The sequence below is a fragment of the Shinella sp. WSJ-2 genome (assembly GCF_003432075.1).
Lineage (GTDB): Bacteria > Pseudomonadota > Alphaproteobacteria > Rhizobiales > Rhizobiaceae > Shinella.
In genome coordinates this window covers 1-23,406 of record NZ_QWBU01000013.1, presented here as the reverse complement: position 1 = coordinate 23,406, position 23,406 = coordinate 1, and the positions used below count along the sequence as shown (strand labels likewise).

The 23,406-nt window shown below is 63.5% G+C and carries 25 protein-coding genes; 9 read left to right on the top strand and 16 right to left on the bottom strand.

Annotated features, from left to right (window positions below; genetic code table 11):
- Positions 1-116 precede the first annotated feature (116 nt).
- The gene (locus tag D0Y60_RS21020) at positions 117-893 is read left to right on the top strand and encodes a DUF3108 domain-containing protein (protein ID WP_117371909.1); all 777 of its coding nucleotides are present in this window, start codon (positions 117-119) and stop codon (positions 891-893) included.
- Between the two features lie 39 nt (positions 894-932).
- Positions 933-1,811, top strand: a complete 879-nt coding sequence (locus D0Y60_RS21015; protein ID WP_117371908.1) for an EamA family transporter — start codon at positions 933-935, stop codon at positions 1,809-1,811.
- A gap of 3 nt (positions 1,812-1,814) precedes the next feature.
- Here the strand turns inward: D0Y60_RS21015 and gloB are convergent, their stop codons facing one another.
- On the bottom strand, positions 1,815-2,585 hold the full coding sequence (gene gloB, locus D0Y60_RS21010) for a hydroxyacylglutathione hydrolase (protein WP_117371907.1): 771 nt from the start codon (positions 2,583-2,585) through the stop codon (positions 1,815-1,817).
- A gap of 90 nt (positions 2,586-2,675) precedes the next feature.
- Between gloB and D0Y60_RS21005 the strand changes: the two genes are divergently transcribed.
- The gene (locus D0Y60_RS21005) at positions 2,676-3,425 is read left to right on the top strand and encodes a class I SAM-dependent methyltransferase (RefSeq protein ID WP_117371906.1); all 750 of its coding nucleotides are present in this window, start codon (positions 2,676-2,678) and stop codon (positions 3,423-3,425) included.
- Positions 3,426-3,484: 59 nt separating this feature from the next.
- A complete protein-coding gene (locus tag D0Y60_RS21000; protein ID WP_117371905.1) occupies positions 3,485-4,414 on the top strand; it encodes a prephenate/arogenate dehydrogenase family protein in 930 nt (309 codons plus the stop codon).
- Positions 4,415-4,416: 2 nt separating this feature from the next.
- Here D0Y60_RS21000 and D0Y60_RS20995 read toward each other — a convergent pair whose 3' ends face one another.
- The gene (locus D0Y60_RS20995) at positions 4,417-5,424 is read right to left on the bottom strand and encodes a DUF2125 domain-containing protein (RefSeq protein ID WP_117371904.1); all 1,008 of its coding nucleotides are present in this window, start codon (positions 5,422-5,424) and stop codon (positions 4,417-4,419) included.
- An 85-nt stretch (positions 5,425-5,509) separates the two neighbouring features.
- Between D0Y60_RS20995 and D0Y60_RS20990 the strand changes: the two genes are divergently transcribed.
- Positions 5,510-6,061, top strand: coding sequence for a gamma-glutamylcyclotransferase (locus D0Y60_RS20990; protein ID WP_117371966.1), 552 nt, complete (start codon positions 5,510-5,512; stop codon positions 6,059-6,061).
- Here the strand turns inward: D0Y60_RS20990 and D0Y60_RS20985 are convergent, their stop codons facing one another.
- The 4 genes from D0Y60_RS20985 to ftsE all read right to left on the bottom strand — a co-directional run bounded on the left by D0Y60_RS20985 (position 6,062) and on the right by ftsE (position 9,369).
- A complete protein-coding gene (locus D0Y60_RS20985; protein WP_117371903.1) occupies positions 6,062-6,850 on the bottom strand; it encodes a 1-acyl-sn-glycerol-3-phosphate acyltransferase in 789 nt (262 codons plus the stop codon).
- A 75-nt stretch (positions 6,851-6,925) separates the two neighbouring features.
- Positions 6,926-7,639 (bottom strand): YdcF family protein, encoded by a 714-nt coding sequence (locus tag D0Y60_RS20980; RefSeq protein WP_245409258.1) that lies wholly within the window; start codon positions 7,637-7,639, stop codon positions 6,926-6,928.
- Between the two features lie 70 nt (positions 7,640-7,709).
- The gene (locus D0Y60_RS20975) at positions 7,710-8,717 is read right to left on the bottom strand and encodes an ABC transporter permease (protein ID WP_117371901.1); all 1,008 of its coding nucleotides are present in this window, start codon (positions 8,715-8,717) and stop codon (positions 7,710-7,712) included.
- Complete coding sequence (gene ftsE, locus D0Y60_RS20970; RefSeq protein ID WP_117371900.1) at positions 8,710-9,369, bottom strand: cell division ATP-binding protein FtsE; 660 nt, start codon at positions 9,367-9,369, stop codon at positions 8,710-8,712. Before ftsE ends, D0Y60_RS20975 begins: the two co-directional genes overlap by 8 nt.
- 195 nt (positions 9,370-9,564) lie before the next feature.
- Here ftsE and D0Y60_RS20965 point away from each other — a divergent pair, with 195 nt between their 5' ends.
- The 3 genes from D0Y60_RS20965 to D0Y60_RS20955 all read left to right on the top strand — a co-directional run bounded on the left by D0Y60_RS20965 (position 9,565) and on the right by D0Y60_RS20955 (position 11,389).
- Positions 9,565-10,239 (top strand): hypothetical protein, encoded by a 675-nt coding sequence (locus tag D0Y60_RS20965; RefSeq protein WP_117371899.1) that lies wholly within the window; start codon positions 9,565-9,567, stop codon positions 10,237-10,239.
- Between the two features lie 77 nt (positions 10,240-10,316).
- On the top strand, positions 10,317-10,862 hold the full coding sequence (gene hpt, locus D0Y60_RS20960; RefSeq protein ID WP_117371898.1) for a hypoxanthine phosphoribosyltransferase: 546 nt from the start codon (positions 10,317-10,319) through the stop codon (positions 10,860-10,862).
- Between the two features lie 167 nt (positions 10,863-11,029).
- A complete protein-coding gene (locus tag D0Y60_RS20955; RefSeq protein ID WP_117371897.1) occupies positions 11,030-11,389 on the top strand; it encodes a response regulator in 360 nt (119 codons plus the stop codon).
- Positions 11,390-11,419: 30 nt separating this feature from the next.
- Here D0Y60_RS20955 and D0Y60_RS20950 read toward each other — a convergent pair whose 3' ends face one another.
- The 4 genes from D0Y60_RS20950 to argH form a co-directional block, all read right to left on the bottom strand.
- Complete coding sequence (locus D0Y60_RS20950) at positions 11,420-14,032, bottom strand: TIGR02302 family protein (RefSeq protein WP_117371896.1); 2,613 nt, start codon at positions 14,030-14,032, stop codon at positions 11,420-11,422.
- 100 nt (positions 14,033-14,132) lie between these two features.
- Entirely contained in the window at positions 14,133-15,401 is a 1,269-nt protein-coding gene (lysA, locus tag D0Y60_RS20945; protein WP_117371895.1) for a diaminopimelate decarboxylase, read from the bottom strand.
- A gap of 13 nt (positions 15,402-15,414) precedes the next feature.
- Complete coding sequence (locus D0Y60_RS20940) at positions 15,415-15,603, bottom strand: lipoprotein (RefSeq protein WP_117371894.1); 189 nt, start codon at positions 15,601-15,603, stop codon at positions 15,415-15,417.
- A 96-nt stretch (positions 15,604-15,699) separates the two neighbouring features.
- Positions 15,700-17,103 (bottom strand): argininosuccinate lyase, encoded by a 1,404-nt coding sequence (gene argH, locus D0Y60_RS20935; protein WP_117371893.1) that lies wholly within the window; start codon positions 17,101-17,103, stop codon positions 15,700-15,702.
- A gap of 35 nt (positions 17,104-17,138) precedes the next feature.
- On the opposite strand from argH, the gene D0Y60_RS20930 reads away from it, so the two are divergent.
- Entirely contained in the window at positions 17,139-17,819 is a 681-nt protein-coding gene (locus D0Y60_RS20930) for a TlpA disulfide reductase family protein (protein WP_117371892.1), read from the top strand.
- A gap of 2 nt (positions 17,820-17,821) precedes the next feature.
- Here the strand turns inward: D0Y60_RS20930 and D0Y60_RS20925 are convergent, their stop codons facing one another.
- The 6 genes from D0Y60_RS20925 to D0Y60_RS20900 all read right to left on the bottom strand — a co-directional run.
- Positions 17,822-18,844: a sulfate/molybdate ABC transporter ATP-binding protein gene (locus D0Y60_RS20925; RefSeq protein WP_117371891.1), complete on the bottom strand. Its 1,023-nt coding sequence runs from the start codon at positions 18,842-18,844 to the stop codon at positions 17,822-17,824.
- Positions 18,841-19,737, bottom strand: a complete 897-nt coding sequence (gene cysW / locus D0Y60_RS20920) for a sulfate ABC transporter permease subunit CysW (protein ID WP_117371890.1) — start codon at positions 19,735-19,737, stop codon at positions 18,841-18,843. Before cysW ends, D0Y60_RS20925 begins: the two co-directional genes overlap by 4 nt.
- Positions 19,738-19,739: 2 nt before the next feature.
- Positions 19,740-20,561 (bottom strand): sulfate ABC transporter permease subunit CysT, encoded by an 822-nt coding sequence (cysT, locus tag D0Y60_RS20915; RefSeq protein ID WP_117371889.1) that lies wholly within the window; start codon positions 20,559-20,561, stop codon positions 19,740-19,742.
- 74 nt (positions 20,562-20,635) lie between these two features.
- Positions 20,636-21,616 carry a thiosulfate ABC transporter substrate-binding protein CysP gene (gene cysP, locus D0Y60_RS20910; RefSeq protein ID WP_117371888.1) on the bottom strand — a complete coding sequence of 327 codons (981 nt, stop codon included), beginning with the start codon at positions 21,614-21,616 and terminating at the stop codon, positions 20,636-20,638.
- 138 nt (positions 21,617-21,754) lie between these two features.
- On the bottom strand, positions 21,755-22,636 hold the full coding sequence (locus tag D0Y60_RS20905; protein WP_199564241.1) for a 3-hydroxybutyryl-CoA dehydrogenase: 882 nt from the start codon (positions 22,634-22,636) through the stop codon (positions 21,755-21,757).
- A 135-nt stretch (positions 22,637-22,771) separates the two neighbouring features.
- On the bottom strand, positions 22,772-23,406 hold a 635-nt coding region (locus D0Y60_RS20900), incomplete at its 5' end, for an electron transfer flavoprotein subunit alpha/FixB family protein (RefSeq protein WP_147324550.1).

Here is a 23,406-nt window from a genome sequence, read left to right as displayed (position 1 = left end):
ATTCAGTTGCCAAAAGCCATGATTTGCAGGCAATAGCAACGATATCAGGATTGGGCCGTGGCGTAGAATTGCCGCATTGGCCGATTAGGCGGAGCGTCTCAATGGGAGTCGTCAGGATGAATGGGCAGAGTTGGATTGCGGGCGCAGCCCTGTCGCTTCTCACTGCCGTGAGTGCCATACCCGCCGCTTCGGCCGAGATCGAGCACCGAACGGACTACAGCATCCGCCTCTCCGGCCTGCCGGTCGCGACCGCGACCTTCCGCTCGCAGTTCAACGGCGACCGCTACAAGATTTCCGGCAGCATGCAATCCGCAGGCCTTGCAGATATCTTTTCCAGCACGCACGGTTCGACATCGGTTTCCGGCGTCGTCAGCCACGGCCGGCTGCACGCCACCAGCTATTCCGTCGATTACAAGAGCGGCAAGCGCAGCCGCGCCATCGACGTGACCTTCCGCAACGGCAATGTCGTCACCGCCAGCATGACGCCCCCGCGCAAGAAACCGAAGAACTGGGTCGCGGTTTCCAAGGCCGACATGCGCGCGGTGCTCGACCCGATCTCCGGCCTCATCATACCCGCCAGCGGCCGCGTCTGCCCCAAGACGCTGCCGATCTTCGACGGCGAGTCCCGCATGGACCTGAAGCTTAGCTCCAAGGGCACGAGACCCTATTCCACCAAGGGCTTCCAGGGTGATGCTGTGGTGTGTGGCCTGCGCTTCATTCCGAAATCGGGCTACAAAAAAGGCCGCGACGACGTGGAATATCTGCGCAAGCTGAGCACGATGGAAATCTGGTTTGCCAAGGCCGACGGAGCAAATGTATATGCTCCCGTCTATGTGAAGATTCCGACCTCGCTCGGCCCTGTCACCGTCTCGGCCACGCGCTTCGGCGAATGACATTGCCCACGGGGTCGCGACCCCGTGGAGTGACCGGCCTTGAAGACGCGTGCAACCCTGATCGGCTTTACGGCCATCCTCATGTGGGCGTTGCTCGCCCTCTTCACTGCCGCCTCCGGAAAGATGCCACCCTTCCAGCTTTCGGCCATCTGTTTCCTGATCGGCAGTCTGCCCGGCCTTTTCGTGCTGGCAACCCGGCCTGAACGCATCGCAAAGCTCAGGCAGCCGGCAAAGGTGTGGCTTACAGGCATTTTCGGCCTGTTCGGCTATCACTTCCTCTACTTCACCGCGCTGCGCAACGCGCCAGCCGTCGAGGCGAGCCTGATCGCCTATCTCTGGCCGCTGCTCATCGTCACCGGCTCGGCGCTTCTGCCCGGCGAGACGCTGAAATGGAACCACGTGGTCGGCACGTTGCTCGGCCTTGGTGGCACCGCGCTCATAGTCGGCCGCAACGGTTTCGATTTTGACAGCGCCTACCTCATCGGCTATGGCGCGGCCTTCCTTTGCGCCTTCACATGGGCCGGCTATTCGCTGGCCACGCGGCGCTTCGAGGCCGCCTCGACCGATGTCGTGACCGGTTTCTGCCTGGCCACGTCCATCCTCTCGCTCCTCTGCCATCTGATGCTGGAAACGACCGTCTGGCCGCAGACAGGCTTCGAGTGGCTCGCCGTCGCCGGCCTCGGCCTGCTGCCGGTGGGGGCTGCCTTCTATGTCTGGGATTTCGGCGTGAAGAACGGCGATATCCAGATTCTCGGGGCCGCAAGCTATGCAGCCCCGCTGCTGTCGACGCTGGTGCTGATCCTCAGCGGCTTTGCCGAACCGTCCTGGAGCATCGGCCTTGCCTGCCTGCTCGTCACCGGCGGCGCGGTGCTCGCCGCCAAAGACATGATCTTCCGCAGGCGCACCGTCGCTGCCTGAACCTCAGAAGCGGTCTTTCCGCGCCCGGATCTCGGCAAAGACCTCCGCGTCGCTTGCGGCCTCCATGCCGAGATAGCGGCGGATTGCGGGATCGGCGGCGCGCAGGAAGGGATTGGTCGCCTTTTCAAGGCCGATCGTCGTCGGCGCAGTGAAGGTCCCCGCCCCGCGCTGCTTCTCGATTTCCGCGACACGACCCGCCAGCGCGGCATTGTCGGGATCGACCGTCAGGGCAAAGCGGGCGTTGGACAGCGTGTATTCGTGCCCAAAGTAGACCGTCGTATCATCAGGCAGTTTTGCCAGACGGCTCAGTGCATCCCACATCTGGGCCGGCGTGCCCTCAAAGAGCCGGCCGCAACCGAGCGCAAACAACGTGTCGGCGGCAAAGAGAAGCTTCTCCTCCGGCAGATGGAAGCAGATATGGCCGAGCGTATGGCCCGGCGTCAGAATGACTTCTACGCGCCGGCCGGCGAAGTCGAACACATCGCCACCATCGACCTTGCGATCGATGCCGGGAATGCGCGGCGCCTCGCGGGCCGGGCCGATGATCTCGGCGCCGAAGCGCTGCTTCAGGGCCAGATTAGCCTCGACATGGTCGTTGTGATGATGGGTGGTTAGGATATGGCTGAGCACCCAGCCACGGCGCTCCAGCGCATCGAGGATCGCCTGCTCTTCCGGTGCGTCGATGCTGGCTGTGGCGCCGGAGACCGGATCGTGCAGCAGCACGCCGAAATTATCGCTACGGCAGGCAAAGAGGTCGATTTCCAACGGGGTCATGGCTTGGTCCTCGCATAAGGCGTTCGGGTTTGGCGCGAATGTACGGCAATCGACCTTGAAGTCCACCGGGCCATCGCTAACATCTTTCCCATGCATGCAGACATCGTCGACCTCCGCGAATTCTACCATTCCCCGCTCGGCCGCCTCGCCGATCACTCGATCTCCATGGCGCTGGCCTCGCTCTGGGCGCGCCTGCCGGACGAGCGGCTGGTGGGGCTGGGCTATGCCGTGCCCTATCTCGAGCGCTTCCGCGCCGATACCGAGCGCACTTTCGCGTTCATGCCAGCCGGCCAGGGCGCGGTGAACTGGCCGCCATCGGAGCTTTCCTCAACGGCCCTGGTCTTCGACGAAGAACTTCCCCTGCCGGATGCCTCGGTCGATCGTGTGCTGATGGTGCATTCGCTGGAATTCGCCGAAAACCCGCGCGAGACGATGAAGGAACTGTGGCGCGTGCTTGCGCCCGGCGGGCGGCTCGTCATCGTCGTGCCGAACCGGCGCGGTGTCTGGGCCCGCATGGAGCATACGCCCTTCGGCTCGGGCCGGCCCTATTCGCGCGGTCAGCTGACGGCCCTGCTGCGCGAGACCAATTTCACCCCCGGCGCCAGCGCCGAGGCATTGTTCTTCCCGCCCTCGAAGCTGCGCAGCGTGCTGAAGTTGCGCGGCGTCTTCGAGAAGATGGGGCGCATGCTCTGGCCGATGTTTTCGGGCGTCATCGTCGTGGAAGCCCAGAAGCGGCTCTATCAGGGCCTGCCCGTCGCCACCCGTGCCTCACGCCGCGTCTTCGTGCCGGTGCTCGCCCCGCAGGGCGTGCCGACCACGCGTGACCGCGCCAAACGCTGATCCCCTCGACAAAACAGGGCCTGCCCGCTAGAGCGAAACGACGAGCGAGAGGACGACGCATGACGGATGGACATTTCGAAAAGATCACATTGATCGGCATCGGCCTCATCGGCTCCTCCATCGCGCGCGCCGTCAAGGCGAAGGGCCTCGCCAAGACAGTCACGATTTCCAGCCGCAGCCAGGAGACGCTGGACCGTGCACAGCAACTGGAACTCGGCACCCACTATGTGCACGATGCAGGCAAGGCCGTCGAAGGCGCCGACCTTGTCATCGTCTCGGTGCCCGTCGGCGCCTCGGGCAAGGTGGCGGAAGAGATTGCCCCGCATCTGAAGCAGGGCGCCATCGTCACCGATGTCGGCTCCACCAAGGCCTCGGTTGTGGCGCAGATGCTGCCGCATATCCCGAAGGGCGTGCATTTCATTCCCGGCCACCCGCTCGCCGGCACGGAGCATTCCGGCCCCGACGCCGGCTTTGCCGAGCTCTTCCAAGGCCGCTGGTGCATCCTCACCCCGGTTCACGGCACGGACAAGGACGCCAAGCGCAAGCTCGCCGCCTTCTGGGAGGCGCTCGGCTCGAAGGTCGACGAGATGGATACCGAGCACCACGACAAGGTGCTCGCCATCGTCTCGCACCTGCCGCATATCATCGCCTACAACATCGTCGGCACGGCCGACGATCTGGAGACGGTGACCGAATCGGAAGTCATCAAATATTCGGCTTCCGGTTTCCGCGATTTCACGCGCCTCGCCGCCTCAGATCCGACCATGTGGCGCGACGTCTGCCTGCACAACAAGGATGCGATCCTCGAAATGCTCTCCCGCTTTTCCGAGGACCTTGCCTATCTGCAGCGCGCCATCCGCTGGGGCGATGGTGAAAAGCTCTTCGACCTCTTCACGCGGACCCGCGCCATTCGCCGCTCGATCATCGATGCCGGCCAGGATACCGCCGCACCGAACTTCGGCCGCCCGGTCGAAGACAAGAAGCGCTGACTTCAGAAGGGTGGGATGAAGGCGATCGGGAAGAGCCCGAGATAGACGGTTCCGTCCTCGACGTTAAGTTTCACAACCGCACGGTCATTGCCCTTCGACAGACCCTCGATAGCCTGCGCCACGCGCGCCGCCGTCTCGGCGATTTCGGGGAACGCCTCGGAAATCCGGTCCCGCCAGACCGTGATGCCTGCGATATCGAGATCGAGCGTTCCGGAGAGATAGCCGTCGTCGCCGACCTTCAGCGGGCCGGACAGCGTCATCACCTTGCCATCGCCGAGATCGAGCGATAGCCGGCGCAACTCCGCGTTTGCACCAAGCGGCGCATCGGCCGGCGGCCCTTCTGCGGAAATCCACCGGGCGGCATCGGCAAGCGTCATGTCGAGCGCGACATCGAGCGGTTGCAGGACGCGGTCGCCGAGATCAAGCGAAAGCGCATCGAAAGAAGCGGCAAAATCGAGTGCATCGCCAGACTGGCGGACGTGTTTTTCGCCATGAGTGGCGGCAATACCGAGCGAGACACCCTCGGAGGGCACGTTCAGCCTGCCCTTCAGCCCGTCATAGGCCACGGAGGCGCGGTTGAGACCATCAGTCCAAGCCGTGGCGCTGGCATGGAGCAGGTCCCAGTCCGCATCGAAGACCAGATCCGGCGTGATGCGAACCTGTGCGGGACCATCAAGTTCCAGCACCGCATGCCCCGGCCGGTAAACCTGCGCCGCCGAGCGCAAGGCGCCGAATGTCGCGGAAAGGCCGGTCGCCCGATCGTCGAAGGCGACGGAATCGCAGAACAGGCCGATGCGGAAGGGGAAGCCACGCACGTCGAGATTGCTGCACGAGGCCGAATGCAGGCCCTGTCCGGAGGCGGCAAGCTCCCGGTCGAGCGTCGTCTTCACCCAGCTCGCGGCATAAAACCAACCGCCCGTATAGATCGCCAGGACGACAATGACGGCAACGGCGAGCCGGATCAGTTTGCGCGTGACGCCGGAAGCGTCCGTGCGGCTTGACGATGCCATGATGTTCTCCAATGGTGGCGGATGTGATTTGCCCGCCTGCGCGACAAAGCTGGCAATTGCGGCGGCTTTTAGAGAGTTATTGTTTGTGACGGTGGATATGAACGAATTCTGGGTGTTCGGCTACGGATCGCTGATGTGGAATCCGGGATTCGAGTTCGAGGAACGACAGCCTGCCCATCTCTTCGGCTTCCGCCGGTCGCTCTGCGTGCGCTCCTGGGTGCATCGCGGCACCGAGGAGAAACCTGGCCTCGTGCTGGGCCTCGATCGCGGCGGCTCCTGCCGTGGCGTGGCGTTCCGCGTGGCGCCGGAAAACCGGGAAGCCGTGACCGACTATCTGCGCGAGCGCGAGCTGGTCACCCATGTCTACAAGGAGCGCATCCTGCCGGCGACGCTCGGCGACGGGCGGCGCGTCACGACCCTCGCCTATATCTGCGACCGCGCCCACCATCAGTTCGCCGGCTCCATTACGGTCGAAGAGGCCGCCGCGACTGTCAGTTCCGCGTTCGGCAAATCCGGCCACAACATCGACTATGTGCGCAACACGTTGGCGCATCTGCGTGAAATGGGGATCCGCGATCATTGGCTGGAGGATGTCGGCCGCAAGGCAGACAGGCTGCACGGCCCTGTCACGGCCTGATCAGGCCGCCCGCGCCTTCAGCTCCGCCAGACGCGCCACGGCTGTCGGCGGTAGCGGCAACGCCGGATTCGCCTCGACCGTCTCCACCAGCAGGCGGTCACTCGCCGTTTCCATGACGTCGATGAGATGGGCAAGGAAGGCATCCGGCTCCATGCCCGGCTGGATCGCCGGCAGGATTTGCACCTTGAAATGGCCGGGATAGCGCATCGTCGTACGCCGTGGCCAGAACAGACCGGGATGCATCACCACCGGCACGACCGGCACCTTGAGGTCCCGGTAAAGGCGGGCGATACCGTATTTGTATTCCGGAGCAGCGCCCGGCGGGCGGCGCGTGCCCTCCGGATAGATGATGAGCTGACGCCCGGTGCTCATCTCGGCCTTGGTGCGCGCCATCATGGCGGCCATCGCCTTGCCGCGCGCCCCGCGATCGACCGGCACCATGCGCTGCTTCTTCAGATAGAGCCCGAACAACGGAATCCACGTCAGTTCCCGCTTCAGGATATAGAGAGGATCGTCAAGCCAGGGCAGCGGCGCATAGGCATCCCAGAAGGACTGATGCTTCGGTGCCAAGATGTAGGCCCCCGTGGGGAGGTTCTCCAGACCCTCGACCTCGAAGGTCGTGCCGACGATCTTGGCAAAGAGCCAATGGTTGCTGCGCGCCCAGTTCTTGGCAATGCCATAGGACTTCTTGCGCGGCAGCAGGAAATAGGCCGGCGTCATGATGATCATCTGTCCGATGAGGTTCATGTAGAAGAGGGTGTTGAAGAGCATGGAGCGGAGAGAGATCATTGAGCGGCCTGTCTGCGGAGCGGTCTTTTCCGCCTACACGATATTGCCGGTCGGGGAAACTCCCGTCCGAGGAACTCAGCCTCCCGACATGCCCGCCAGATCGCCCCTGAGACCCGACCAGCTGCGGGCGCCCGCCATGGCGCGTACACGCGCCAGCGTATATTTCAGATATTCCGACAGCATGGCCTTCACGACGCCCGGCTGGCGCAGCCAGTTGCCGTTCCTCAGATCCGTGTTGACGACGGGATAGGCGATGAACTCGGTCTGAGGATCGCTGACCTCCAGTTCCAGCAGGCTGCGCGGCATGTGGTAATTGTTGGTGACGACAAGGACGCGGCGGAAACGGTGGTCGTTGATCCAGCGCGCCGTCTCGTTGGCATTGCCAATCGTATCCACGGCGTCGTAGCCGATATCGACGCAGCATTCGAAGAGGGTCGACGAGCTTTGCGTGAGCTTGCGAAGCTGGTTGCCGCTCGTCGTGGGGTTGACACCCGAAATCAGCAGCCGCTCGCCGGCACCGCGCTTGAGAAGGCCGATCGCGTGATCGATCCGCTGGTAGCCGCCGGTCAGCACCACAATGGCATCGGCCTTCGGGTCCCGTGGCGCTTCGAGTGCGGCGACCGTCTCGGCGAAATGCAGGAAGCCGGCCAGGAGAATGGCGGCACCGAGAATGAACAGGGCAAGCAGCACGCGCACGGCGATGCGGATGGGGCCTTTGCGCCTCCGCCCGTCCATCTGTGGTCGGCTACCGTCAGACGGCGCCGTCTTTGCCCGTTCCAACCCGCTCATGACAGCGTCCATAGAATCCGATTGCGGCAACGGCGGGCCCGTTTCGCGGCGATGGTTCGGCTGCGGCAGATCATGTGTCGGGGAGCTGATCGGTGCGCGACGGATCGGAGCGGATCTGGTCGATCTCGTGGATGGTCCGCATCACGGTGAAGCGTGCCGTCAGCGTCGTTAAAAGTGCGATGATGACGATGGTCGCGGCGATTCCGAGATAACCCGTCAGCCCCATGGAAAAGGAGCCGAACAGCGCGGTCGCCTGATCGCTCTGTGGTGTGGCTATCGAGCGCCCCTGCCAAAAGCCTGCGACGGCAAAGAACAGCGCCGCAAGTGCCCCACCGGCGACGGAACCCTTGAGGCTGATCTTGAGAAAATGCTTCTGGAACTCCGAGGCGACAAAACCGGCCTCCGCGCCAACGAAATGCAGGACCTCGACGATATGGCGGTTGCCCGACAGCGCGCCGCGCGTCGCGAAGACCACCGTCAGCACCATCGCCGAGAAGACCAGCACCAGCACACCCGTGCCGATGAAGGCCGTTGTGCGCGCCATGGCGACGAGACGGTCGACCCAGGTCCGGTGATCGTCGAGAAAGGCCTGCGGCACCTTGGCTGTCAACGCCTTGCGCATGGCCGTGAAATCCGGCGGGTTCTGCTCGTCGATGGTGACGATGACGAGACGTGGCACCGGCAATTCGTCGAGGTTCAACCCGGCACCGAGCCAGGGTTCGAGAAGGCGGGCCGTCGCCTCGCGATCGACAATCGTGCCGTCGCGCGTGCCGGAGAAGGTGAGCGCGAGGTCGCGCACGTCCTTCAGCGCCTGCTCCATGTCGAGATCGTCGTCGGGCTTGATCTGGATGGTGACCTCGCGGGAGATCTGGCTCTGCCAGCTCGCCGCGGTGGCGCGAACCATGTTGACGGCACCGAACGTGAGGCAGGCGAGGAACGCCATGATGGCGATGACGGCCATCAACGCATTGCCGGAAACATTCGACGGCGGCACGATGGGTGCCGTCGGGCGCACCTTCATTTCCGGCCGGCGGGCGGTTTGGCCTTCCTGGTTGGTCTCGCGGGGGGCATCAATCATAGATGTCGAGCCGCCCCTGCGAGAGAATCATGCGCCGCGCCTCCACCTGATCCATCAGCGAGAGATCGTGGGTCGCGATGACGACGGCCGTGCCGAGCCGGTTGAGTTCGAGGAACAGGCTGAGCAGGCGCTGCGCCATCGGCGGATCGACGTTGCCGGTCGGTTCGTCGGCCAGAAGCAGCTCCGGCCGGTCAATGAGCGCGCGGGCGATCGCCGCACGCTGCTTTTCTCCGCCGGAAAGCACCGGCGGTAGCACGTTGATTCGCTCGCCGAGGCCCACCCATTTCAGAAGCTCCAGCACATCGGCCTTGTAGCTCGATTCGTCCTTGCCACGTACGCGCAGCGGAAGAGCGACGTTTTCATAGGTCGTGAGATGGTCGAGCAGGCGAAAATCCTGGAAGACGATGCCGATGCGCCGGCGCAGCATGGGCAGCTCGTCGCGCGGGATGGTGGAGACCTCCCGGTCGAAGCTGCGGATGATACCGCGCGTCGGCTGAAGCGACAGGAAAAGCAGGCGCAGCAGCGTCGTCTTGCCGGCACCCGACGGGCCGGTCAGGAACTGGAAGGACCGGCGCGGAATATCGAAGGTCAGGTCGCGGAGGATTTCCGGCCCCATCCCATAGCGCAGTCCGACATTTTCGAAGTGAATCAAGGGTCAATCCGGTTTCTAAGAGCGTTCGCCTGAGCGCGTGGCGCCATCCTAGCGGATGTCGCAGAAGAAAGCGGCTCTTTCACGGTCAGGTTTCCGAAGCATTAACCAGTATGGTTTACGTTTCGTAAGGATTTCATTCAATGCCCGACTTTTCGCCCCTGATTTTGCGCGGAACCGGGAAGCGGGGAGTTCGCGATGAACGCCTTCAGAGCACGACGCGAGGCCAAAGGCCGGATCGACCTCCTGCCGCCCGAGCCGAAGACGCCGGTGGAAAAACACGCGCGCCGTGCGCCGGCGCGGCTCGAAGTGGTCGATGCCGATTTCGTGGTGATCCGCAGCGCTTCCGCCCGCACCTCCAACGACAATGTTCGCCCGCAATACACGGTCCAGGAACCCGTCACCGTGCAACAGATGCTTCTGCGCATCGCCGTGGCCGTTGCGCGGCTCTGCGAGACGGGCCTCCAGCTGCTTTCCGGCCGCGCCTTTGCCGGCCTCGTCGCCACGCTCTTCATCTTCGTCTTCGCCTATGCTGGCGGTTTGACGGCGTTGCGGGCGGCCCTGCCGACCGGCAGCCCCGATGCCACGCTGCGCATCGCCGACGTCATCACCACGATCGACGACCGCAACGGCATGAAGGTTCTGGCCGTCTATGGCCGGCTGCACAACGGCACCGAGACGGCGCAGGTCGTGCCGGCGGTCGATATCGTCCTCGAAGGTGCCGGCGAGCCGATGCACCGTCGCGTGGCGCTGAAAACCGGCACGCTTGCCCCCGGCGCCAGCGAACACTTTGCGCTGCGCATACCGCACAGTGGCGGAAAAGTGCCGAAAGTCTCGGTTTCGCTTGCGAGCGAGGGTGCACCGATCAACTGACTGTGCTAAGCGGCACCTTTGTTTCTGCGCAGAGTGCGGCCCGTTGAGCCCCTGCGCCACCAGGGAGCCGCCTCGCGATGCAGATTGTCCGCGGAAAGAAGATCGAAACCCTCTATGACGCCGGGCAGATCGCCAAGCGCAACGAAGAGCTCGCCGCGCAGATCGCCGCCGGCCCGACCAGCGACCTCCTCGTCATCGCCGTCCTCAAGGGCTCCTTCATCTTCGCTGCCGACCTGACGCGCGCCCTGCACGCCGCGGGCCTTGCCCCGGAAGTCGAGTTCATCACGCTCTCCAGCTACGGCACCGGCACGGTCTCGCAGGGCGTCAAGGTCATCAAGGACATCGACAGCGACGTGCATGGCCGCGATATCCTGTTGATCGACGATATCCTCGAATCCGGCCGCACGCTGAGCTACGCCAAGGAACTGATGTACGAGCGCGGCGCGCGCAACGTCACCATCGCCGTGCTGCTCGACAAGCGCGAGAAGCGCAAGACCGATCTGGAGGCCGATTATGTCGGCTTCGAATGCCCCGACCATTTCGTCGTCGGTTACGGCATGGACGTTGCTTATGCCTTCCGCGAACTGCCCTTCGTCGGCGTCGTGACAGGCGACGCGGAATAAACGTTCCAATTTCCCCTATCGGCCGTTTACCGATCGACAAGGAAAGTCTGGTCTTTTCCTCGAAGCTGCTGCACCGGAATGAACCGCTTCGCAGCGTTGCACTTTGATGTCGCGCATCCTGCGATGCGTATGGGACACAGGCCGGATGGACGGCCGAAGGGGAACCGATGGCGAAGATTCTGATCACCGAAGACGAGGATTCGCTGCGTATCTTCGTGGCACGGGCGCTAAGGCTGGATGGTCATGAGACCGTCGAGGCGCCGGATGGTGCCGCCGGCCTCGATGCTCTCACCGACGGCGGCTTCGACCTGTTGCTTTCCGATATCCGCATGCCCGTCATGGACGGCATCGAGCTTGCTCACAAGGCGTCCGCTGCCCACCCGGCGCTGAAAATCCTGTTGATGACCGGCTATGCCGACCAGCGCGAACGCGCCGACGACCTTTCGCAGAAGATCGTCGATGTCGTGAGCAAACCGTTCAGCCTGCCGGATATCCGCCGCGCCGTCGCACTGGCGCTCGCCGCCTGATCCTTCGATAAAGGTAGGACGCGGCTGAACTCAGCGAATGCCGAGCAGCCGCTCCAAATAGTCCCGCTCGAAGCCCGGCGACGTGCCGGTGCCGAGCCGGCGGCGAATCTCGTCAAGAATTTCGCGCGCACGCTGGATATCGATTTCCTCGGGGATCTTCGTCGGACCGCCGAAATCGGGGCCCTGGCCGTTGACGTTGCGCTCGCGGCCAAGCGGGTCGCGGCCATTGCGGCCGGCCTGCGGCATGCCTTCGCCCGGCCCCTGGCCCTCGCCCATCGCCTGCATCTGGCTCATCATGCTCTGCGCACCCTGGCGCAGCGCTTCCAGCGCCCGGCCCTGGCTGCCGACGGCGGGCTCGCCCTGACCGTCGCCAAGCGCTTCGGAGGCGCCCTTCATCTCGCGCCCGGCCTTGCCGAAACCTTCGCCGGGATCGAGGCCCATATCCTTCAGGCCCTTCTGGACCTCGCCAAGCTGCTTGCCGAGCCCATCCTGCTGCGCCTTGAGGTTTTTCAGCGCCTGCTGCAACTGTTCGGCGGTCATCTGATCCGTCGAGGGCTGGCCCGCACCGTTGTCGCCGGGCTGCTGCTCGCCTTCCTCGCCCGGCTGCGGATCGCCGCGCTGCTGACGGTCACGCAGGGCCTGATCGAGCTTGAAGGTCTCTTCCATCAGCTTCTGCTGCTGCTGCATCAGCTGGCCGAGCTTGTCCATTTGCTGGCGCATGGCATCGTTCTGCTGGCCCTGCTGGCCCTGTTGCGGACGGCCGGCCTGCAAATTGTTCATCATGCGCTGAAGTTCGGACAGCATCTGCTGCGCCTGATCCTTGGCGCCGGAACGGGCCAGATTCTCGATCTGGTCCATCATGCGCTGCAAATCCTGCTGGCGCAGCACCTGGCCCTGCTGCTGGGCATTCTCACGCATCTGGCCGTTCTTGGCGGCTTGCTTGGCGAGTTCCTGCATATAGGCCTGCATCGCCTCGCGCAGTTCCTTCATCAGGCCGGCGATCTCCTCGTCCGAGGCATTGCGCTCCAGCGCTTCCGACAGCGCTTTCTGCGCCTCGCGCAGGCGCCGGTCGGCGAGCGAAAGATTGCCGTCCTCGATGCCGAGCGCGATCTCCCAGAGATAATCCGCCGTCTCGCGCATCTGGTCGTCCGTGCGGGAAAGCTTCATGCGCGCATTCGCCGATTGCAGCAGCAGGTAATGGGTGAGATTCGGGATCGTCTCTTCCGGACGGATCGTCAGCGCTTCATTGAGCGCGATGGCAAACGGCAGCAGGTTGGCATCGAGTGCGAAAACCTGCCGCTGTTCGGCGACGGCGGCGGCGAGCGGCTCGAAGAAGGTTTTTGCCGGCAGGATCATCTCGACCGGCTGGCTGCGCCCTTCCTGCCCCGCCGCATCCTTGGCGACCAGCGTGATCTCCACCCGCTTGCCGGAGAGCGGATGTTCGGAGAGATTGCGGCTCGTCGTGCCCTTGGCCTCGCGCGCGCTGCGGCGCGGCAGGTCGAGGCGGTATTCCGGCAGCGGATAGAGCGGACGCGCATCCTTCGCTTCTTCGACCGGCACGATTTCGGCCCGCGCCTCCTGAAGCCCGTAATCATCCTTGGCGATGAAGCTGATTTCGAGCGCGGCGGCGACCGTTTTCTTCGGAATGCCGTCGAAAGCGATTTCCGGCACGCGGTCCGGAATGACGCCGAAGGTCCAGGTGCGGTCACCGACCTTGAGCGTGCCGTCCTTCAGGATCTTGTAGTGCATGGTCTTGGCGCCGGCCACCGCCGCCACCTGGGCCTTCGACGCATCCTTGGTATCGCCGACCTTCTCGCCCTTCGGTTTGTCTTCGTCGGGAAGGATCGCCGTCGCGTCTTTCTCGCCGGTCACCTGATAGCTGATCGCCTCGTCGCCGCTGCCGGTCACGCGCACAGTGAGTTCGCTGAATTGCGGAATGCGGATCTCGCCCTTGACCGGGTCCGCTTCGCCGCCCTGCCCCTTGCCGGTCAGGAAGACCGGTGCGCGCGATGTATGCGCCGGCGGCGTCACCCAGGCATCGATACGCACGTCCGGCGCCGATTCGGCCGGCGCGCGGAAGGACACGACGTCGGTGAGCAAGCCGCCACGATTGGAATAGGAGAAGGCGAAGGCGATGACCACCAGAAGTATCGGAATGGCGCGCAGCGCATGACGGTCGTGGCGGGCAATGTCGGGCTCGGGTGCACCGATATGCAGCGAACCGACGAGCCGCGCCATGCGGGCCTGATGCTCGCGCCACAGCGCCTCCGCAAAGGCATCGCCGCCGGCCGGCCGGTCGTCCTGCACGCGGATTGCCTGATGGACGAGCGCATTGCGCGTCTCCAGCATGCGGTAGGCATTGTCGGTGGAGGGCCACGCGAGACCACGCAGCCGCAGAAGCAGGGCGATCAAACCAAGTGTAAAGGCAACGAGCGTCGTGATATGCAGCCAGGCCGGCACGTAACGGAAAAAGCCAAACCAGGTCAGCGCGAGGAAGCCGGCGACGAGCAGCAGGATCGGCAGGAGTCGCGGAGCGAGCGCTTCGAGATAGAGAACGGTCTGGGCGGCAAGGCGTTTGCCCGCAAGCCGGCGCGCCAGCGGATTGCCGCCTGCCCCCGCCTTGCGCTGCTTTTCAATCGCCATCGTTCACCGCTCTCCGCATGTTGTCACGGCTTGAAGGATAACACGCTTTGTGGCGAAGACGAGGGCGCGCGCGAAATCGTGACCGCGCGCCACAGGTTTGTCAGGCAAGCCAGGCCGGAACAGAATCGAGGCCGATCAGCTCGTCATAGGAGAGACGCGGGCGAACGACGTGGAATTCCGCGCCGTTGACCAGCACTTCGGGGATCAGCAGGCGGCTGTTGTAGGTGCCGGCCTGCACTGCGCCATAAGCACCAGCCGAGCCGACCGCGATGAGATCGCCCGGCTTCGGCTGCGCCATCTCGCGGTCCTGCGCCAGATAGTCACCCGTCTCGCAGACCGGACCGACGACATCGGCGCGGATGCGCGGCGCGTTCGCCGCCGAGATGACGACCGGCTGCACCTCGTGCCACGCTTCATAGAGCGTCGGGCGGATGAGGTCGTTCATGGCGGCATCGACGATGACGAAAGTTTTTTCGCCGCCGTCCTTCACATAGATGACCTCGGTGACGAGGATGCCGGCATTGCCGACGATCAGGCGGCCGGGCTCCGTGACGATCTTGCAGTTCAGCCCCTTGAGCTGGTTCTTGACGATCTCGGCATAAGCATCCGGCAGAGGTGGCGGCGTGTTGTCCGTCTTGTAGGGAATGCCGAGACCACCGCCGACATCGACGTGATCGATCGTGTGGCCATCGGCGCGCAGCGTATCGACCAGTTCGCGCAGCAGCTTGAAGGCGTCTTCGAAGGGCTGAAGCTCGGTGATCTGGCTGCCGATATGCATGTCGATACCGGTGACCTGGATGCCCGGCAGGCTGGCGGCGCGCGCATAGACGGTGCGGGCGCGCTCCCAGGAGATGCCGAACTTGTTTTCCTTCTTGCCCGTCGAGATCTTGGCATGGGTGCGGGCGTCGACGTCGGGATTGATGCGGAACGAGACATGCGCGACCTTGCCGGCCTTGAGGGCGCGGGCGTTCAGCACCTCGAGTTCCGGTTCCGACTCGACGTTGAAGCAGTAGATGCCGGCCTCAAGCGCCAGGTCCATCTCGCGCGGCGTCTTGCCGACGCCGGAGAACATGATGCGCGAAGCGGGAACGCCGGCGGCGAGCGCCCGGCGCAATTCGCCTTCCGAGACGACATCGATGCCGGCGCCGAGTTTCGCCAGCGTCTTCAGTACCGCCTGGTTCGAGTTTGCCTTCATCGCATAGCAGACCATGGCATCGACGCCGTCGAAGGCCTTGGAGAAGACCTTGTAGTGGCGCTCCAGCGTGGCCGTCGAATAGACGTAGAAGGGCGTTCCGACCGCCTTGGCGATTTCAGGAACCGGCACGTCCTCCGCATGGAGGATGCCGTCACGATGCTCGAAATGGTTCACGGTTGCTGATCTTTCAAAGAAGGGGATCGAGAACGAAGGGCTTGTCTTTGACCTGCTCGACCTTCTTGCCCTCGGAATTCGTCTTGAAGACCGGCTTGGCGCCACCCGGCAGGTCGAGATCGCCCTTGCGGCCGCAGGCGGAGAGAACCGCCACGGAAAGGCCAAGCACAAGAGCCAGCCTGCCGATATCGCTGAGTGTCATGAAACGTTCCCTGGAATTGCCGTGGGCCTAATCCTTAGCGAATTCGCCCGCCCTTGTGCACCCTTAATCTACTGATGAGTCCTGCAAGCCCTTTGATCAGTTGCGCTGCCGCCACCAGGCGATCTGTTTCCTGACTTCGGACGGCGCCGTGCCGCCATAGCTCTTGCGGCTGGCGACCGAGGCCTCGACCGTCAGAACGTTGAAAATGTCGGCTGTGATCGCGGCATGGATCGCCTGAAGCTCATCCAGCGTGAGTTCCGCGAGGTCGCAGCCCTTGCTTTCGGCAAGCGCCACGGCGCGGCCGGTGACATGGTGGGCGTCGCGGAATGGCAGGCCCGCCTCACGCACCAGCCAGTCGGCAAGGTCGGTCGCGGTGGAATAGCCGGAACCGGCAGCAGCCTTCATCCTGTCGGTGCGGATGGTCATGTCGCGCACCATGCCGGTCATCGCGGCGATGGCGAGTTCCAGGCTTTCGGCGGCATCGAAGACCTGTTCCTTGTCTTCCTGCATGTCCTTGGAATAGGCGAGCGGCAGGCCCTTCATGACGGTCAGCAGCGCGATCAGCGAACCGTTGATGCGGCCGGTCTTGGCGCGCACCAGCTCGGCGGCATCGGGATTCTTCTTCTGCGGCATGATGGAGGAGCCGGTGGAGAAGGCATCCGACAGGCGGATGAAGCCGAACTGCGGCGTCGACCAGATGACGATTTCCTCCGCCAGGCGCGACAGGTGCACCGAGGCGATGGCGGCAATCGACAGGAATTCCAGCGCGAAATCGCGGTCCGAAACCGTATCGATGGAATTGCGCGTCGGCTCGCGGAAACCAAGCGCCTTGGCCGTCATGTGGCGGTCGATGGCGTAGCCGGTACCGGCAAGGGCAGCGGCGCCGATCGGGCTCTCGTCGAGATGCTCGATGGCGTGGCGCACGCGCAGGCGGTCGCGGCCGAACATTTCGACATAGGCCATGCAATGGTGCCCGAAGGTCACCGGCTGGGCGGTCTGGAGATGTGTGAAGCCGGGCATGACGGTCTCGGCATGCTCTTCCGCACGGTCGAGGAAGGCGGCGATGAGGCCGGTCAGCGCCTTCTCGGTCTTCTGCAACTCTTCCTTCACCCAGAGGCGAAAATCGAGCGCCACCTGGTCGTTGCGCGAGCGGGCGGTGTGCAGGCGGCCGGCGGCGGAACCGATCAGCGTGGCGAGCCGCGCCTCAACATTCATATGGATGTCTTCGAGCTTGCGCGAGAATTCGAAAGCGCCGCTTTCGATCTCTGACAGGATCGTGTCGAGACCGTGAACGATCTTTTCCTTATCCTCGGCCGAAATGATGCCCTGATGGGCAAGCATCTCTGCATGCGCCTTTGAGCCGCGGATGTCCTGGGCATAAAGCTTCTTGTCGAAGCCGATGGAGGCATTTATCTCCTCCATGATTGCATCCGGTCCCGAAGCGAAGCGGCCGCCCCACATCTGGTTCGAGGATTTCGTCTCGGAAGTGCCGTCTGCCATGGGTGCCTGCCTGGAAAAGTGTCCTGGAGAATGAAATGTCAGTGAAGAAGACCCTCGGCCTGCCGGCAGGAAAGCTCATCGCCATTGCCGGCCTTGCCGGACTTCTCGCCGGTGGTGCTGCGATATACGTGAAGGAGAGCCTATCTGGCAATGCCACGGGCGCCGTCGCGTCGGCCGATCCCGCCGCCTGCCCGCTCGCCGCCACCAGGGCGGAGGCCATCACACCCTTCTCGAAGGGCCAGGTCGCCGCCATGCGCACGGTTGATGAACACCGCGCGCTTCCCGATCTTGTCTTCGACGGTCCCGACGGCAAGAAGAAGACGATCGCCGATTTCGCCGGCAAGACCCTGCTCGTCAATCTCTGGGCGACATGGTGCGTGCCCTGCCGCGAGGAAATGCCGGCACTCAACGCGCTCCAGAAGGACCTCGGCTCCGATAAATTCGAAGTGGTCGCGATCAACATCGACACCGGCGACGACGAGAAGCCGAAGACCTTCCTCGACGAAACCAAGGTCCACGACCTCGGCTATTACCGCGATGCCTCGATGGGCGTCTTCAACACACTGAAGAAGGAAGGCCTCGCCTTCGGCCTGCCCGTGACGCTGCTGATGGACGACAAGGGTTGCCTGATCTCGGCGATGAACGGCCCCGCCGCCTGGGACAGCGAGGACGCCAAGGCGCTGATCAACGCCGCGCTGACAAGCCCGAAGAGCTGACCTCAAGCCGACGCATACACCCGCGCGCGGCGAATCTGGAGGAAACCCGCCTCGCCCTTGCGGTGCGGAAATTCCGGTGCGGTATCGAATTCCACCGGCTGACCGCTACCGGTCATCGCCAGCACGCGCCGCGAATCCGGCCGGTCGATGACGCGCACGATCTTTGCCGCGATGCCCTGCCCGTCTTCGCGCCAGGTGACGTCGGCCGGGCGAAACAGGATCTGTCCGCCACCATCGGCAACGCCATCCGCCTCGAAGGCGACGTCCTCGACATAAGCCTTGCCGCCGCGGATATCCGCATCCAGCCGATTGGCGTCACCCAAAAAATTCATCACGAAGGCGTCGGCCGGGTTGCGGCATACCGCCTCCGGCGTGCCCTCCTGCACGATCCGGCCCTTGTTGAGGATGACGACGCGATCGGCGAGATCGAGCGCCTCTTCCTGGTCATGCGTGACGAAGAGCGTGGTGATGCCGAGTTCGTCATGGATCTTTCGCAGCCAGCGGCGCAGATCGCGCCGGACATTCGCATCGAGCGCGCCAAAAGGCTCGTCAAGCAGCAGCACGCGCGGATCGACAGCGAGCGCACGCGCAAGCGCCACACGCTGGCGCTGACCGCCAGAGATCTGGCCGGGAAACCGATCTCTGAGGCCGCTCAGTTGCACGAGATCGAGCAGCTCCTTGACCCGCTCGGCAATCGCCTGCGGCGAGCGCTTCACCTTGGAGACCTTCATGCCGAAGGCGATATTCTCGCCGACAGTCATATGCGGGAAGAGCGCATAGTGCTGGAAGACGAAGCCGACGCCACGATCACGCACCGGGATATCCGTGGCATTCTCGTCGCCGAAATAAATCGCGCCGGCATCGGCATATTCGAGACCGGCAACCATGCGCAGAATCGTCGTCTTGCCGGAGCCGGAGGGGCCAAGCAGCGCGACCAGTTCGCCGCTTTCGATATCAAGCGAGACGCCGTGCACGGCACGAAAGGTCTCGAATTCCTTGACCACATTGTCGAGGCGGATGTTCACGGCTTGACCTCCGGAGTGATGCTGTCGGCGCCCGCAAGAGCGGAGGGACGCTGGACGCGGCCCGCGCCCTGCCGCTCCAGCGCCACTTTGGCGATGAGCGTAACGATGGCGAGGCCGGCGAGAATGGATGCGGCGGCAAAGGAGCCGGCCGCGTTGTAATCGTGATAAAGCAGCTCGATATGCAGCGGCAGCGTGTTCGTCTGGCCCCGGATATTGCCGGAGACAACGGAGACTGCGCCGAACTCGCCCATGACGCGTGAATTGCACAGTACGACGCCATAGAGCATCGCCCATTTGATGTTTGGCAGCGTAACCGAGAAGAATGTGCGCCAGCCGCTGGCGCCGAGTGACGTCGCCGCCTCCTCCAGATCGCGCCCCTGCGCCTGCATCAGAGGAATCAGCTCGCGCGCCACGAAGGGCGCCGTCACGAACATGCTGGCGAGCACGATGCCCGGCAGAGCGAAGAGGATCTTGATCTCTGCGGCCTGAAGCGCATGGCCGAACAGCCCCTGCAAGCCGTAGACGAAGAGATAGGAGACACCCGCGACGATCGGCGAGACCGAGAAGGGGATTTCGATGATGACGGTAAGCAGCCGCTTGCCCCAGAAATCATGCTTGGTGATCGCCCAGGCCGCCGCCACGCCGAAGGCCGTGTTGATGGGCACGGCGATCAACGCTGTTATGACCGTCAGCATGATCGCGTGGCGGGTATCCGGATGTGCGATCGAAGTGCCGAAATAAGCGATGCCCTTCGAAAAGGCCTCGACGCCGATGACGACGAGCGGGGCGACGATCATCAACCCGACAAGCAGGAGGACGATAGTCAGCAGCGCGCGCCGGAAGATCTTGTTGTCGCCGACGCGCGGCGGCTTGCCTTTGCCCTGATGCGTCATGATCAGCCCCTCGCCGTATAGCGCAGGGCGCGGGCCTGCATGAGATTGGTGATGGCGAGCATGACGAAGGCCGTCAGCAGCATGACGGAGGCAATGGCCGCCGAGGCCGGATAATCGTATTCCTCAAGCCGGATGAAGGCGAGAAGCGCGGTGATCTCCGTGGAGAACGGCTGGTTCCCGGCGATAAAGATGATCGCGCCGAATTCGCCAAGGCTTCGCGCAAAAGAAAGCGACACGCCCGCCAGAAGCGCCGGCGTCAGAAGCGGCAGGATAACGCCGAAAAAGATCGAGAGATCGCTGGCGCCCAGCGTCTGCCCTGCTTCTTCCAGCGCCGGGTCGAGCTCTTCCAGCACCGGCTGCACCGTGCGCACGATGAAGGGGATGCTGGTGAAGCTCATAGCGACCATGATGCCGAGCGGCGTATAGGCGACCTTGACGCCGATGACCGACAGAGGACCGCCGAACCAGCCATTGGTGGCAAACAGCGTAGTGAGCGCAATGCCCGCGACGGCGGTTGGCAGGGCGAAAGGCAGATCGACCAGCGCATCGACGAGGCGGCGACCGGGAAAGCGGTAGCGCACCAGAACCCAGGCGAGCGCCATGCCGAAAAACAGGTTGAACACCGTCGCGACCAGCGCGCAGGTCACCGTCACGCGGTAGCTGGCGACGGCGCGGTCCGAGGAGACGATGCGCCAGTAATCCTCCGGCCCGAGGCTTGCCGCCTTGAAGACGAGGGCGGCCAGCGGCAGCACCACGATGATGGCCACATAGACGAGGGTGATGCCGAGCGCGAGCGGCAATCCGGGCAATACACGCCGTCTCAAAGCGCGCGTCCTTTCTCATGCACCAACCGGCGGGATTTCGCCCGCCGGTCGTTCGAAAACAACAATGGATGGGATCAACGGCTGCCGTAGATCTTGTCCAGCGTGCCGCCTTCGGCGAAATGCTCTTCAGAGATCTTCTTCCAGCCGCCGAACACGTCATCGACATTCACCAAGCGGATTTCCGGGAACTGGTCCTTGAACTCGGCGGCGACCTTCTCATCGTGGACGCGGTGGCCGAATTCGGCGGCGATCTTCTGGCCCTCGGGCGCATAGAGGAAATCGAGATAGGCTTTCGCCAGATCACGGCTGCCATGGGCATCCGCCACCTTGTCGACCACGGCGACAGGGAACTCGGCGAGCAGCGAGACGGAGGGTACGACGCTCTGGAACTTGTCCTCGCCGTACTGCTTGGCGATCGACTTGGTTTCCGCTTCGAAGGTGATGATCACGTCGCCGATCTCGCGCTCGACGAAGGTCGTCGTCGCCGCGCGGCCGCCGGTGTCGAAAACCGGAACATTGTCGAAGATCTTGGTGATGAAGGCCTCGACCTTGGCCGGGTCGTCCTTGAAGGCTTCCTTGGCGTAAGCCGTGGCGGCCAGATAGGTGTAACGCGCATTGCCCGAGGTCTTCGGGTTCGGGAAAATCACCTTCACGTCATCGCGGGCCAGATCCGACCAGTCCTTGATGTTCTTGGGATTGCCTGCGCGGACGAGGAAGGACGGGAAAGAGTAGAACGGCGAGGCATTGTTCGGGAACTTCTGCTGCCAACCCTCGGCAACGAAACCGTTCTTCGCGAGGAAATCGATATCGGTAACCTGGTTGAAGGTCACGACGTCGGCCTCGAGACCTTCGACGATGGCACGTGCCTGCTTGGAGGTGCCGCCATGCGACTGGTCGATGGTGACGCCCGGATGCTGCTTCACGAAGGCTTCGTTCTCGGCAGCAAACAGCTCGCGCGCCACGTCATAGGATGCGTTCAAAAGCTTGTCGGCGGCATGCGCAGCGGGCGCGGCGAGGCCGAGAAGGGCCACGCCGAGAAGGAGCAAACGTTTCATCTGAAATCCCCGAATGAAATTGAATTCGGCCAGACAATAGCGGCGGGATCACCACCATCCGAGGCATGACCTGTCACCGCACCGTCGACAGGCGAAACATTTTTCCGCAAAAGGCTTTAGACGAGGAATTCGGTCGACTTAGCGGGTGGGGACCGGGACATCGCCGCGATAGTCGTAAAAACCGCGGCCGGACTTGCGGCCGAGCCAGCCGGCCTCGACATACTTCACCAACAACGGGCACGGGCGATACTTCGAATCGGCCAGACCGTCATGCAGCACCTGCATAATCGACAGGCAAGTGTCGAGGCCGATGAAATCGGCAAGCTGCAACGGGCCCATCGGGTGGTTGGCGCCGAGTTTCATCGCCGTATCGATGGCATCCACCGAACCAACACCTTCATAGAGCGTGTAGATCGCCTCGTTGATCATCGGCAGCAGAATGCGGTTGACGATGAAGGCCGGGAAATCCTCGGCAACCGTAATCGTCTTGTCCAGCTTGGCGACGAATTCCTTGGCGGCCGAGAAGGTCTTTTCCTCGGTGGCAATGCCGCGCACGAGTTCGACCAGTTTCATGACCGGAACCGGGTTCATGAAGTGGATGCCCATGAAACGCTCCGGCCGGTCGGTGGCCGAGGCAAGGCGGGTGATGGAGAGCGACGACGTGTTGGTGGCGAGGATCGCCTCCGGCTTCAGCACGGAACAGACCTGCGCATAGATCTTGCGCTTGACGGTCTCGTCTTCCGTCGCAGCCTCGATGACGAGGTCGGCATCCGAGAGATCGTTGATGTCGGCGGAGCCCTTGATCAGCGCCATCGCCTTTTTGCGCTCGTCCTCGGTCATCTTGCCGGAGGAAACCTGACGGGCGAAATTGCCGTTGATCGTGGCAAGTCCGGTCTCGATGCGCTCCGGCGACAGATCGTAGATATGGACCTTGTAGCCGGCAACGGCTGCGACATGCGCGATCCCGCACCCCATCTGGCCTGCACCCACAATACCGACGTTCTTGATCATAGCGCCCATCGCCCCGTCATCTGCGCCCGCAGTGCAGGCAAAAAAACACCGGGCCGGTCAGACCGGCCCGGTGAATTGATAAAGGCACGCGGCGACTTTTTCCAGTGAAATCATCGTCGCAAAAGCCCTGACCTAAGGTCAGATTCAAAGCGCCTTGTGCAATTCCGGCAGGGCTTCGAAGAGGTCTGCGACGAGACCGTAGTCGGCGACCTGGAAGATCGGTGCTTCCTCGTCCTTGTTGATCGCGACGATGACCTTGGAGTCCTTCATGCCGGCGAGATGCTGGATCGCCCCCGAGATGCCGCAGGCGATGTAGAGCTGCGGTGCGACGACCTTGCCCGTCTGGCCCACCTGCCAGTCGTTCGGCGCATAGCCGGCATCGACGGCAGCGCGCGAGGCACCGACGGCCGCACCCAGCTTGTCGGCGACCGGCAGGATCACTTCCTGGAACTTCTCCGACGAGCCCAGCGCACGACCGCCCGAGATGATGATCTTGGCAGATGTCAGTTCGGGACGGTCCGACGAGGATAGCGCATCCTTGACGTGGGTCGACAGGCCCGGGTTCGCTGCGGCCGCGATCGTCTCGACCGGCGCATTGCCACCTTCACCGGCTGCGGCAAACGACGCCGTGCGCACGGTGATCACCTTCTTCGCATCGGTGGACTGGACCGTCTGGATGGCATTGCCCGCATAGATCGGACGCTTGAACGTGTCGGCACTGACGACCTCGACGATCTCGGAGACCTGCGCGACATCGAGCAGGGCGGCCACGCGCGGCA